Raw genomic sequence first — 12,165 nt, 5'->3', positions numbered from 1 at the left:
CGCCCGACCCGCCCGCATCCGCTGTTCACCGGGCTGGTGTCCGCGGCGCTCGACTATGCCGAGGCCCGCACGGGCGACGGTGAGGCGGGGAACGTGACCGTTTCATGAGCCCGGCCGGGGGCCTCGGCCCGGACGACGTCCGGGACCGTCCCGAGCGCTGGGACGTCGTGGCGGAGTCCACGGTCTTCGAGGGGCGCGTGTTCGGCGTCCGCAGCGACCGGGTGGAGATGCCGCGCGGCGACGGCACCGAGATCGTCGTGCGCGACTCGGTGCGGCACGTCGGCTCCGTCGGCGTGATCGCCGTCGACGACCGCGACCGGGTGCTGCTGCTGCGGCAGTACCGCCATCCCGTGGGGCGGCTGCTGTGGGAGGCGCCGGCCGGGCTGCGGGACGTCGACGGCGAGCCCCTGCACAAGCTCGCCGAGCGGGAGCTGCTGGAGGAGGCCGGGTACCGCGCGGGCCGCTGGGACACCCTGGTCGACGTGTACACCTCGCCCGGCATGACCGACGAGCGCGTCCGGATCTTCCTGGCCCGCGACGTCGCCGAGGTGCCCGCGGACCAGATCGACTTCGAGCGCGTCCACGAGGAGGCCGACATGCCGGTCGTGTGGGTGCCGCTGGAGGAGGCGGTCCGCAAGGTGCTGGCCGGCGACCTGCACAACATGATCACCTGCGTGGGGGTGCTGGCGGCGCAGGCCGCGCGGGCGTCGGGATACGCCGGGCTGCGCCCGGTCGACGCGCCGGAGAGCTGACCGGGATCGGGCCCAGCGCCGGGCCGGAGGGGGCATGATGGGCGGGACTCCGCAGCCACGCCCGGAAGAGGTGCCGCAACTGAACACTCTTCATCCCCGGTCGCCGGCGACGGGTGCCGGCTGCGGCGACAGGCCGGATGAAACGGACGCGCTGCCCGGGAGGTCCGTGCGCGCGGCCGCGCGGGACGCGGGCGCCGGTTCCGCGCTCGGCGCCGCCGTGCGCACCTACCTCGGGCACCTCGCCGTCGAGCGGGGCCTGGCCGCCAACACCCTCAGCTCCTACCGCCGCGACCTGCGGCGTTACGTGCAGGTCCAGGACGGCCGGGGCCGCGCGGACATCGCCGACATCACCGAGGGCGACGTCCGGGCCTACCTGGTGAGCCTGCGCGAGGGCGACGCGGACCATCCGCCGCTGTCGGCCGGGTCGGCGGCGCGGGCGCTCGCCGCCGTCCGCGGGCTGCACCGCTTCGCGCTGCGGGAGGGCCTGGCGGCGGGGGACCCCGCGCACGACGTCAAGCCGCCGACGCCGCCGCGTCGGCTGCCCAAGGCGATCTCCCTGGCGGAGGTGGAGCGGCTGCTCGCCGCGGCGGACGCGCCGTCCGGCGGCGACGCCGGCACCGCCCGCGGCCTGCGCGACCGGGCGCTGCTGGAGCTGCTGTACGGGTCGGGCGCCCGGATCTCCGAGGCCGTCGGCCTCGACGTCGACGACCTCGACCTGCGGGACGGGTTCGCCCGCGTCGCCGGCAAGGGCGGCAAGGCGCGGGTCGTGCCCATCGGCGACTACGCCCGGGAGGCCGTGGACGCCTACCTGGTGCGGGCCCGTCCCGAACTCGCCCGGGCGGGGCGGGGCGGCCCGGCGCTGTTCCTGAACGCGCGCGGCGGGCGGCTGTCGCGGCAGGGCGCGTGGATGGTGCTGCGCGCCGCCGCCGACCGGGCGCACCTGTCGGAGGTGTCCCCGCACACGCTGCGGCACTCGTTCGCGACCCACCTGCTCGACGGCGGCGCCGACGTCCGCGTCGTGCAGGAACTGCTCGGGCACGCCTCCGTCACCACGACGCAGGTCTACACGCTGGTGACCGTCCAGCTGCTGCGCGAGGTCTACGCCACCTCGCATCCGCGCGCCAGAAGCTGACCGGGCAAATCGCGACGTTCGGCGCGCGTCGGCTTGAGACCCGGCACCGGCGGCCCTAGAGTCCCCGTTCTGGATGGCATTTCCGGGCCACCGGGGAGGGATCTGGTGACCAGCACAAACGGTGCGGATGGAGTCCTATCCTCCGCCACCATAGAGACCGATCCGAGCAGGGGGCTCGGGCCGACTCAGCGGCCCGTGCCGGTGTTCCCGGAGCCCGAACCCCTGGCTGAGCACGGACCCGCGCGGATCGTGGCCGTGTGCAACCAGAAGGGCGGCGTCGGCAAGACGACCACGACGATCAACCTGGGCGCGGCGCTCGCCGAGTACGGCCGCCGCATCCTGCTCGTCGACTTCGACCCGCAGGGCGCCCTGTCGGTCGGGCTCGGCAAGGGCGACCCGCGCCAGCTCGACGTGACGATCCACAACCTGCTGCTCGAACGCGACACCGAGTGGGAGGACATCGTCATCGAGACCGGTGTCGACGGGATGGACCTGCTGCCGAGCAACATCGACCTGTCGGGCGCGGAGGTCCAGCTCGTCCACGAGGTCGGCCGCGAGTACATCCTCCAGGGGGCGCTGAAGTCGGCCGTCGAGCACTACGACTACATCCTCATCGACTGCCAGCCGTCGCTCGGCCTGCTCACCGTCAACGCGCTGGCCGCCGCCGACGGCGTGCTGATCCCGCTGGAGTGCGAGTACTTCGCGATGCGCGGCGTCGCGCTGCTGATGGAGACCATCGAGAAGGTGCAGGGCCGCATCAACCCGAACCTCGTCATCGACGGCGTCCTCGGCACGATGTACGACTCGCGGACGCTGCACACCCGCGAGGTCCTCGGGCGCATCGTCGAGGCGTTCGGCGAGAAGGTGTTCCACACCGTCATCAACCGGACGGTCCGCTTCCCGGACGCGACGGTCGCCGGGGAGCCGATCACCTACTTCGACCCCAACTCGATGGGCGCGAACGCCTACCGCGGGCTCGCGCGGGAGGTACTGGGACGGTGGGCCCTCACAGGGTGAGGTCTCCCGTGTTACAAAGTCGGCGAGGCCGTCGCCGCGGCGAGCACGGACGCCGTAGGCCGCGGTAGCACAGGATCCCGGTCCGCCGCCCGGCCCGGTGGCGAACCCCGACGAACGGGATACGCCCGTGAAGCAGCCCCCCGCGCCGCCGCCACCTCCTCCGGGACCGCCGCCGGGACCTCCTCCGCCGCCGTTCGGGCCGCCGCCTCCACCGGCGGGGCCGCCCTATGCCGCGTTCCCGCCGCCGGGGCCGGGAGGTCCGCCTCGGCGCGGCGGGGGCGGGCGCGTGGTGCTCGTCGTCGCCCTCCTGACGTTCGGCCTGCTGCTGGCGGGCGTCGCCGTGTTCCTGGCCGTCCGCGATGACGGCGGGGAGGGCGGGGGTGGTCCGGTCGTCCTGCGGGAGCCGCTGACGTTCCAGCTCGTGGCGGAGCAGTCCGCGCCGCCCTGCGCGGCCGGGACCGTCCCCGACGACGGGGCCGGCACCTGCTACCGGCTCGGCCCGGAGCGCATGACGGTCGAGCGGGTGGAGCGCATCGAGGCGGCACTGCAGGGGCCGGAGAACGGCCAGGCCGGCTGGACCGTCCAGCTGGAACTGACCCCCGCCGACGGCGCGGAGTTCGGGCGGCTGACCGGCAAGGCCGCCGAGCAGCCCGACGGGAGCGACGGCAGGCTCATCGCGATGATCGTCGCCGGGACCGTCATCTCGGCCCCGATGGTGCAGGACCCGATCACCGGCGGCGAGGTGATGATCAGCGGCGACTTCGACCGGGCGGCGGCGGAGGACCTCGTGCGCCGGATGACCGGCCGGTAGGGCGCCGGGGCCCGCGGCGTCCCCCGCGTGACCGGTGGCGGCACGGGCGGCTCGGTGCGAGCGGTGCCGGGCGCGTGGGACGATGTGGCCGGTGAGCACAGCGCGGGAGGTGACCTCCGCTACCGTGAGCGACGTGGACGAGACGTCGCCGGAGCCGGAGCGGGAGACCGGGGAGGAGCAGGGGTTCCGCGTCCACCTGGACAACTTCGAGGGGCCGTTCGACCTGCTGCTCGGGCTGATCTCCAAGCACAAGCTCGACATCACCGAGGTGTCGCTGCACAAGGTCACCGACGACTTCATCGCGCACATCCACTCCTACGGCCGGGACTGGGACCTCGACCAGGCCAGCCACTTCCTGCTCGTCGCCGCGACCCTGCTCGACCTGAAGGCCGCCCGGCTGCTGCCGTCCGGCGAGGTCGACGACGAGGAGGACCTGGCCCTGCTGGAGGCCCGCGACCTGCTGTTCGCGCGGCTGCTGCAGTACCGCGCCTACAAGGAGGTCGCGAAGGTGTTCGCGGGGCGGATCGCCGACGCGAGCCGCCGGTTCCCGCGCCTCGTCCCGATGGAGCCGCGGTTCGCGAACCTGCTGCCGGAGGTGCTGCTCGGCCTCGGGCCCGAGGAGTTCGCCCGCCTCGCCGCCCGGGCCTTCGCGCCCAAGGAGCCGCCGTCGGTCTCCGTCGAGCACATCTACCAGCCGAGGGCCAGCGTCACCGAGCAGGCCGCGATCGTCGTGGCGCGGCTCCGCCGGCTCCGGAGCACGACGTTCCGCGTCCTCGCGTCGGACGCCGAGGGCACCTACGAGGTCGTCGCGCGGTTCCTGGCGCTGCTGGAGCTGTACCGGGACCAGAACGTCATGTTCGAGCAGCTGGAGCCTCTCGGCGAGCTGCACGTCACCTGGACCGGCACCGACGAGGGCGACGTCGAGGTCGGCGACGACTACGAGGGCGCCGCCAAGAAGGACGGCGCCGCGGAGAAGGACGAGAAGGATCAGAGGGACGAGGGAGACGATGACTGAGGAACCCGGCGCGGAGGCGCCGGAGCCTCCGGGCCTGCGGGCCTCCATCGAGGCGATCCTGCTGGTGGTGGACGAGCCGGTCACCGAGCTGACGCTCGCGCAGCTGCTGGAGCGCCCCCGCGGCGAGGTCGCGGAGACGCTGCGGGAGCTGGCCGCGGAATACACTGAGCAGGGCCGCGGGTTCGACCTCAGGGAGGTCGCGGGCGGCTGGCGGTTCTACACCCGGGACGTGTGCGCCCCGGTCGTGGAGCGGTTCGTCACCGACGGGCAGCAGGCGCGGCTCACCCAGGCCGCGCTGGAGACGCTCGCCGTCGTCGCCTACCGGCAGCCGGTCAGCCGCGCCCGCGTGTCGGCGATCCGCGGCGTGAACAGCGACGGGGTCATCCGCACCCTGACGCTGCGCGGCCTGATCGAGGACGCCGGGCAGGACCCCGAGTCCCAGGCCCACCTGTACCGCACCACCGGGTACTTCCTGGAGCGGCTCGGGCTCCGCGACCTCGACGAGCTGCCCGAGCTCGCCCCCTTCCTGCCCGATGACCTGCCTGACGACATAGTTGAGGACACGTGACCGAGAACGAGGGCGTGCGGCTGCAGAAGGTCCTGGCCGAGGCCGGGATCGGCAGCCGCCGCCACTGCGAGGAGCTGATCGGCGAGGGCCGCGTCACCGTCGACGGGAAGAAGGTGTTCCGGTTCGGTGAGCGCGTCGACCCCCGGCGCGCCGTCATCCACGTGGACGGCAAGCGCGTCGAGACCCGCGCCGAGATGCGCTACTACGCCATCAACAAGCCCCGCGGGGTGGTGAGCACGATGGCGGACGAACGGGGCCGCAAGTCGCTCGCCGAGTACGTCGACGTGCCGGAGCGGCTGTTCCACGTCGGCCGCCTGGACACCGACACCGAGGGCCTGATCCTGCTCACCAACGACGGCGAGCTGTCGCACCGCCTCACCCACCCCAGCTTCGGCGTCGCCAAGACCTACCTGGCGGAGATCCACGGGCCGATCCCGCGCGACCTCGGCAAGCGGCTGCGGGCCGGTGTGACGCTGGACGACGGGCCCGCCAAGGCCGACCGGTTCCGGGTGTTCGACCAGGTCGGCCGGCGTGTGCTGGTCGAGATCACCCTGCACGAGGGGCGCAAGCACATCGTGCGGCGGCTGCTGAAGGAGGTCGGGTTCCCGGTCCAGCAGCTCGCCCGAATAGAGTTCGGGCCGATCCGGCTCGGTTCGCTGAAGCCGGGCACGATGCGGGCGCTGACCGTCCACGAGGTCGGCGAGCTGTACAAGGCCGTGGGGCTGTAGAACCGGCGGCACGAGGAGGGGGAACGGCTATGGCGGTACGCGCGGTCCGCGGCGCGACGCAGGTCGACGCCGACTACCGGGACCAGATCCTGGAGGCGACGACGGAGCTCGTCTCCGCGGTGATGGAGCGCAACGAGCTGAGCACCGACGACGTCATCAGCGTCATCTTCACGACCACGCCGGACCTCACGGCCGAGTTCCCGGCGCTCGCCGCCCGCAAGCTCGGCTTCCACGAGGTGCCGCTGCTGTGCGCGTCGGAGATCGCCGTGCCGGCGGCGCTGCCCCGGGTCATCCGGCTGATGGCCCACATCGAGACGTCCCGGCCGCGCTCCGCCGTCCAGCACGTGTACCTGCGCGGTGCGACGGCGCTCCGCCTCGACATCGCCCAGTGACCCGTCCGGAGGGCAGTAGGCTGACCGGCGTGAGTGAGGACGCGGCGGCGCGGCGCATCATCGTGGTCGGGACGGGGCTGATCGGGACGTCGATCGCCCTGGCCATGCGGGAGCGGGGCGCCGAGGTGCTGCTGACCGACCGGGACGCGGCCGCGCTGGCGATGGCGGTCGAGCTCGGCGCCGGCGACCGGCTGCCGGACGGTGCGGCCGCCGGGCCCGCCGACCTGGCGGTGCTCGCGGTGCCGCCGGCGGCGGTGGCGGTGACGCTGCTGGACGCGCAGAAGCGCGGCCTCGCCACCGCCTACACCGACGTGGCGAGCGTGAAGGCGCTGCCGCTGGCGCAGGCGGCCGAGCTGGGCTGCGACCTGACGACGTTCGTGGCGGGGCACCCCCTCGCGGGCAGGGAGCGGTCCGGGCCGGGCGCGGCCCGCGCGGACCTGTTCCTCGGCCGCCCGTGGGCGCTGTGCGCGCCGCCGGAGGCGACGCCGGAGACCGTCGCTGCCGTCACGGGCCTGGTGAAGGCGTGCGGCGGGACGCCGGTGCAGGTGGACGCCGCCGAGCACGACCGGGCCGTCGCGCTGGTCTCGCACGGCCCGCACGTGGTGTCGGCCGCCGTCGCCGCCCGGCTCACCGGCGCGGACGACACGGCGCTCGGGCTCGCCGGGCAGGGCGTCCGGGACGTCACCCGGATCGCGGCCAGCGACCCGCGGCTGTGGATCGGGATCCTGTCGGCGAACTCCGAGCCGGTCGCGGACGTGCTGGAGGCCGTCGCGACCGACCTGGCGGTGGCGGCGTCGCTGCTGCGCGACGGCAGCGAGGAGGCCGCCGCGCACGTGGCGGACCTGCTGCTGCGCGGGAACGCGGGCCGCTCCCGCATCCCCGGCAAGCACGGCGGGGACCAGCCCGCCTACGCGACCGTCCAGGTGGTCATCCCGGACCGCCCCGGCGAACTCGCGATGATCTTCCAGGCGGCGGGGATCGCGGGCGTCAACATCGAGGACGTGACGATCGAGCACTCGCCGGGCCGCCCGCTGGGCGTGCTGGAGCTGTCGGTGGTGCCGGAGGCGGCCGAGGGGCTCGCCGCCGAGCTGCGCGCCCGCGGCTGGTCGGTGCCCGGCTAGCAGTACGGCTAGCGGCCCGGGAGTCGGCCCGGGGAGTCGGCGCGGAACGGTAGCCTGGTTCGCCGGGGCCCGTCCGGGGGGAACCCGCGCGCCGGCGCGGCGGAGAGCGCCGCCCGGCCCGCCCGCGGCCTCGCGCCGGAGGGCGCTCCAACGGAACAGAGAGGGAGCGATCGTGCCGCTCGTCATCGCCATGGACGGACCCTCCGGGTCGGGCAAGTCCAGCGCGTCCAAGGGCGTCGCCCGCGCACTGGGCCTCCGCTACCTGGACACCGGCGCGATGTACCGCGCCATGACGTGGTGGATGCTCCAGAACGGCGTGCCGGTCGAGGACGGCGGGGCCGTCGCGGCCCGCGCGCTCGAACCGGTCATCGAGTCCGGCACCGATCCGGACGCGCCGACGATCACGGTGGACGGGACGGACGTGTCCGGCCCGATCCGCACCCGCGAGGTGACGAACGCGGTCAGCGCCGTCAGTTCCGTCCCCGCGGTCCGCACCCGGCTCGTCGAGCTGCAGCGCGAGATCATCGGGACGGGCGGCATCGTGGTGGAGGGGCGCGACATCGGCACGGTCGTCGCCCCGGACGCGCCGGTCAAGGTGTACCTGACCGCCAGCGAGGAGGCGCGCGCGGCGCGCCGCGCGAAGGACCTCGCGGCCGACCCGGCGGCCACGGTGACCGTCACGCAGGCCGAGCAGGCGCGGCGCGACCGGCTGGACTCCACCCGGAAGGCGTCCCCGCTGACCATGGCGGGGGACGCGCACGAGATCGACTCGACGGAGCTGAGCCTGAGCGAGGTCGTCGAGACGATCGTGCGGCTCGCCAAAGAGCAAGAGTGAGCGGGCGGCCCGAGGGCCCCCGCGGAGACGGGACAGTGAGCGATTACGAGATCGAGACGGTGGACATGGAGACGGCGGACGTCGTCGAGGACGTCCCCGAGGACGCGGGGCCCGCGCCGGTCGTGGCGGTCGTGGGGCGGCCGAACGTCGGCAAGTCGACCCTGGTCAACCGGATCCTCGGCCGCCGCGAGGCCGTCGTGGAGGACGTCCCCGGAGTGACCCGCGACCGCGTCGCCTACGACGCGACGTGGAGCGGGCGCCGGTTCACCGTCGTCGACACCGGCGGGTGGCTGCCCGACTCCACCGGGCTGGCCGCGGCGATCGCCGAGCAGGCGCGGCTGGCGGTCGAGCTGGCCGACGTCGTGCTGTTCGTCGTGGACGCGACCGTCGGCGCCACCGACGTGGACGAGGCCGTGGTGGAGATCCTGCGCCGCTCCGGCAAGCCGGTGGTGCTGGTCGCGAACAAGGTCGACGGCGTGGCCGCCGAGTCCGACGCGGCGCTGCTGTGGTCGCTCGGCATCGGCGAGCCGCACCCGGTCAGCGCCCTGCACGGGCGCGGCAGCGGCGACCTGCTCGACGCGGTGCTGGCGGCACTGCCGGACGAGGCGCCCCCGGAGACGTTCGGCGAGCCGGGCGGGCCGCGCCGGGTCGCGCTGCTGGGCCGCCCGAACGTCGGCAAGTCGAGCCTGCTGAACCAGCTGGCGGGGGAGCAGCGGGCCGTCGTGGACGCGGTGGCGGGCACGACCCGCGACCCCGTCGACGAGCTGATCGAGCTCGGCGGCAAGACGTGGCGGTTCATCGACACGGCCGGGATCCGGCGGCGGCACCGGGAGAACCAGGGCGCCGACTTCTACGCCACGCTGCGCACCCGGTCGGCGCTGGAGCGCGCCGAGGTCGCGGTCGTGCTGGTGGACGCCGACCAGCCGCTCGCCGAGCAGGACCTGCGGATCATCTCGATGGTGGTCGAGTCGGGCCGGTCGCTCGTCATCGCCTACAACAAGTGGGACCTGCTGGACGAGGAGCGCCGCCACTACCTCGAACGGGAGATCGACCGTCAGCTCCACAACGCGCGGTGGGCGCCGCGCGTGAACATCTCCGCCAAGACCGGGCGGCACATGGAGAAGCTCGTGCCGGCGATCGAGACGGCCCTGGAGGGCTGGGGCACCCGCGTCCCCACGTCCAAGCTGAACCAGTTCTTCGCCGACCTGGTGAACGCGCACCCGCATCCGGTGCGCGGCGGCAAGCAGCCGCGCGTGCTGTTCGCGACGCAGGCGGGCGTGCGGCCCCCGCGGTTCGTGCTGTTCACGTCCGGGTTCCTGGAGGAGGGGTACCGGCGGTTCATCGAGCGGCGGCTGCGCGAGGAGTTCGGCTTCGCCGGGACGCCGCTCGACATCAGCATGAAGATCCGCGAGAAGCGCGGCAAGAACCGCAAGTGACCGAAATATTCGCCGTCCGGCCCGCCCGGGATCTTTCCCGGGCGGGCCGCGGCGTGTCAGTATGCATCCTGCGGGCAGTGAGTAAGTCTTCCATTACTCGCTGATCCCGCCGGTGGTGTTCGGCCGGTGACCGGGGTGTCCGGCATCGGGAGCGGGTCGAGGGGTACGACGTGAAGCTCTTGCTGCTGATCTCCTGTGCGGTCGTCTGCGTGGCGCTGAGCTTCGCGTGGCGGGAGCCGTGGATCGGCGGCGTCGGCCTCCTGATCGCCTTCGTGGCCATGTTCACCGACCGCGACGACGTGCGGCTCGACGACGAGCGCGGCAGCTACGAGACGACCAAGTCCGTCCGCAACATGCGCAGGCGCGACCGGTAGCCGTTCCGATCCGAGAATCGCGCCGGTGCGTCCGTTCAGCGGTCGTAGCGGTGCTCGCCCGCGACCGGCTGGTCGCCGTACCGCGGCGGGGACGGCGCCGGCCCAGGCGGGTTCTCCCGCGCGTAGCGTCCGTACACCAGCGGCTGCGTGGTGCCGGAGTCCGGCCGTTCGGCTTCCTGCGCTTCGGCGGACTCGCGTGCCGCCTCCCGGGCGCCGACCACGGCGAATCGGCCGAGCGCCAGGCCGGCGAGGAACGCGATGACGACGCCCAGCCCGGTGAACCCGGCGAGCTGCTCGGCGATCCGCTGGCCCTCGCCCGTCCCGAGCGGGGCGCCGACACCGGAGGCGTCCCACAGCGGGGCGACGGTGTGCCCAACGGCGAACCAGGCGCCGCCGAGCGCGGCGAGCCAGGCGCCGAACATCGCGAACACGCGGTTGGCGCCCGCGAGCACGATCAGGCCGCCCACGACGACGGCCGCCGCGGGGGCGATGCTGAGCTGGAGCCGGTCGGTGTCGTAGACCCACGTCTCGTCCGGTGCGAAGCCGAAGCCGAAGTACGGGCCGGCGAAGGGCAGCAGCCCGCCCCACAGGCCGAGCAGCACCAGGAGCGTCCCGCTGAGCAGGCCCCGGGTGCGGGGTGCGCGCATGGTCCCAGTCATGATCATTCCTCCTGACCGGGCGGGGGATTTCGTTTGAATCACCCAATACCCGGAGCAATCCACTCCACACAGCCGGGAAAGGCCCTCCCATGGACGCGGAGATCACCGCGAAGATCACCATCGTGTACGCGCGGGAGGAGCCGCCGGATCACTGGGAGGCCGCGGTCTTCCTCGCCGGGCCGACGCCCCGCTCCGCGGACGTCCCGTCGTGGCGGCCCGAAGCGGTGGCGGAGCTTCGCCGCAAGTGGCGCGGGGACGGGCGGCTCGTTGTGTTCGTCCCGGAGGACCGGCACGGCCGCTACCCCGACTACGACGCCCAGGTCGGCTGGGAGGAGCGCTGCCTGCACCTGTCCGACGAGGTGATCTTCTGGGTCCCGCGCGACCTGGCCACCATGCCCGCGTTCACCACGAACGTGGAGTGGGGGATGTGGCACGACAGCGGGCGCGCGGTGTTCGGCGCGCCGCCCGGGGCCCCGCGGAACCGCTACCTGCTGCACTACGCCGCCGCGTCCGGCGTGCCGGCGGCGGCCGACCTCGCGGAGACGGTCGCGGTCGCGCTCGCGCGGATCGGCGCCGGCGCCGCCCGGCGGGGCGGGGAACGGGCGGTGCCGCTGCTGCTCTGGCGCGAGCGGCCCTTCCAGGACTGGTACGCGGCGCAGCGGAGGGCGGGGAACGAGCTGCTCGGCGCCCGGGTGGTGTTCCGGTTCGGGGTGTGCTGGGGCCTGCACGTCCGGATGCGGGTGGCGGCCGAGGACCGGGTGAAGGACAACGAGGTCGTCATCGGACGGCCCGACATCTCGGCCGTCGTCCTCCACCGCCCCGGCCGGACGCTGGACGACGCCGAGATCGTGCTCGTCCGCGAGTTCCGCAGCCCGTGCGCGGACGGGTTCGTCCACGAGCTGCCCGGCGGCTCCGGACCCGGCGGCGCGCTGGAGAACGCGCTGGCGGAGGTCGCCGAGGAGACCGGGCTCGTGCTGGCCCCGGCGCGGCTGCGCGAGCACGGGACGCGGCAGGTGAACGCCACGATGTCCGCGCACCGCGCGCATCTGTTCTCGGTCGAGGTCACCGAGGAGGAGCTGGCGCAGCTGCGCGGGTCCGGCCCGCACGGGGTGGCGGCGGAGGGGGAGCGCACCTACGTGGAGGTGACTCCGTTCGGCCGCATCAGGCGGGAGCGGCTCGTGGACTGGGCCACCCTCGGCATGATCGCGGAAGCCCTGCTGGAGCCGGCGCCCGGCGCCTGAGAGGCTCTCGCATCTGCCAACCTTGAAGTATTCACTACTGGCATCTACTGGGCTTGGAGCGGTCTAGAACTGGCATCTGCGGAA

Annotated in this window: 14 protein-coding genes; 13 read left to right on the top strand and 1 reads right to left on the bottom strand. The window is 73.9% G+C overall.

Annotated features, from left to right (window positions below):
* The first annotated feature begins 104 nt into the window (after window positions 1-104).
* The 12 genes from E1266_RS19035 (at window position 105) to E1266_RS18980 (ending at window position 10,181) form a co-directional block, all read left to right on the top strand.
* Complete coding sequence (locus tag E1266_RS19035) at window positions 105-752, top strand: NUDIX hydrolase (protein WP_132048772.1); 648 nt, start codon at window positions 105-107, stop codon at window positions 750-752.
* Between the two features lie 166 nt (window positions 753-918).
* On the top strand, window positions 919-1,884 hold the full coding sequence (xerD, locus tag E1266_RS19030; protein WP_243718585.1) for a site-specific tyrosine recombinase XerD: 966 nt from the start codon (window positions 919-921) through the stop codon (window positions 1,882-1,884).
* A 150-nt stretch (window positions 1,885-2,034) separates the two neighbouring features.
* Window positions 2,035-2,901, top strand: coding sequence for a ParA family protein (locus E1266_RS19025; protein ID WP_165966132.1), 867 nt, complete (start codon window positions 2,035-2,037; stop codon window positions 2,899-2,901).
* 286 nt (window positions 2,902-3,187) lie between these two features.
* Window positions 3,188-3,712, top strand: a complete 525-nt coding sequence (locus E1266_RS38065) for a hypothetical protein (RefSeq protein ID WP_165966129.1) — start codon at window positions 3,188-3,190, stop codon at window positions 3,710-3,712.
* A 133-nt stretch (window positions 3,713-3,845) separates the two neighbouring features.
* Window positions 3,846-4,727 (top strand): segregation/condensation protein A, encoded by an 882-nt coding sequence (locus E1266_RS19015; RefSeq protein WP_243718583.1) that lies wholly within the window; start codon window positions 3,846-3,848, stop codon window positions 4,725-4,727.
* Complete coding sequence (scpB, locus tag E1266_RS19010; RefSeq protein WP_132048766.1) at window positions 4,720-5,295, top strand: SMC-Scp complex subunit ScpB; 576 nt, start codon at window positions 4,720-4,722, stop codon at window positions 5,293-5,295. The genes E1266_RS19015 and scpB overlap by 8 nt, the downstream gene beginning before the upstream one ends.
* A complete protein-coding gene (locus E1266_RS19005) occupies window positions 5,292-6,023 on the top strand; it encodes a pseudouridine synthase (RefSeq protein WP_132048764.1) in 732 nt (243 codons plus the stop codon). Before scpB ends, E1266_RS19005 begins: the two co-directional genes overlap by 4 nt.
* 29 nt (window positions 6,024-6,052) lie before the next feature.
* Window positions 6,053-6,415 carry a chorismate mutase gene (gene aroH, locus E1266_RS19000; RefSeq protein ID WP_132048762.1) on the top strand — a complete coding sequence of 121 codons (363 nt, stop codon included), beginning with the start codon at window positions 6,053-6,055 and terminating at the stop codon, window positions 6,413-6,415.
* 29 nt (window positions 6,416-6,444) lie between these two features.
* Complete coding sequence (locus E1266_RS18995; RefSeq protein WP_268248550.1) at window positions 6,445-7,536, top strand: prephenate dehydrogenase; 1,092 nt, start codon at window positions 6,445-6,447, stop codon at window positions 7,534-7,536.
* Between the two features lie 172 nt (window positions 7,537-7,708).
* Window positions 7,709-8,371, top strand: coding sequence for a (d)CMP kinase (gene cmk, locus E1266_RS18990; protein ID WP_243718582.1), 663 nt, complete (start codon window positions 7,709-7,711; stop codon window positions 8,369-8,371).
* A gap of 59 nt (window positions 8,372-8,430) precedes the next feature.
* Window positions 8,431-9,807: a ribosome biogenesis GTPase Der gene (gene der / locus E1266_RS18985; protein WP_279436332.1), complete on the top strand. Its 1,377-nt coding sequence runs from the start codon at window positions 8,431-8,433 to the stop codon at window positions 9,805-9,807.
* Window positions 9,808-9,977: 170 nt separating this feature from the next.
* The gene (locus tag E1266_RS18980; RefSeq protein ID WP_132048760.1) at window positions 9,978-10,181 is read left to right on the top strand and encodes a hypothetical protein; all 204 of its coding nucleotides are present in this window, start codon (window positions 9,978-9,980) and stop codon (window positions 10,179-10,181) included.
* A gap of 35 nt (window positions 10,182-10,216) precedes the next feature.
* On the opposite strand, the gene E1266_RS18975 is transcribed toward E1266_RS18980, so the two are convergent.
* Complete coding sequence (locus tag E1266_RS18975; protein WP_132048758.1) at window positions 10,217-10,840, bottom strand: hypothetical protein; 624 nt, start codon at window positions 10,838-10,840, stop codon at window positions 10,217-10,219.
* Window positions 10,841-10,929: 89 nt separating this feature from the next.
* Here E1266_RS18975 and E1266_RS18970 point away from each other — a divergent pair, with 89 nt between their 5' ends.
* On the top strand, window positions 10,930-12,081 hold the full coding sequence (locus tag E1266_RS18970; RefSeq protein WP_132048756.1) for a nucleoside 2-deoxyribosyltransferase domain-containing protein: 1,152 nt from the start codon (window positions 10,930-10,932) through the stop codon (window positions 12,079-12,081).
* Window positions 12,082-12,165: the final 84 nt, after the last annotated feature.

The sequence above is a fragment of the Actinomadura sp. 7K534 genome (genome assembly GCF_004348575.1).
GTDB lineage: Bacteria > Actinomycetota > Actinomycetes > Streptosporangiales > Streptosporangiaceae > Spirillospora > Spirillospora livida.
The sequence above is the reverse complement of the archived record's forward strand: the minus strand, read 5'-3'. Positions and strand labels throughout refer to the sequence as shown.

Excerpts from the sequence above, each read along its gene's own strand:
- E1266_RS18970 (WP_132048756.1), top strand. The coding sequence starts at position 10,930 with ATGGACGCGGAGATCACCGCGAAGATCACCATCGTGTACGCGCGGGAG.
- E1266_RS19035 (WP_132048772.1), top strand. The coding sequence starts at position 105 with ATGAGCCCGGCCGGGGGCCTCGGCCCGGACGACGTCCGGGACCGTCCC.
- scpB (WP_132048766.1), top strand. The coding sequence starts at position 4,720 with ATGACTGAGGAACCCGGCGCGGAGGCGCCGGAGCCTCCGGGCCTGCGG.
- aroH (WP_132048762.1), top strand. The coding sequence starts at position 6,053 with ATGGCGGTACGCGCGGTCCGCGGCGCGACGCAGGTCGACGCCGACTAC.
- E1266_RS18975 (WP_132048758.1), bottom strand. The coding sequence starts at position 10,840 with ATGACTGGGACCATGCGCGCACCCCGCACCCGGGGCCTGCTCAGCGGG.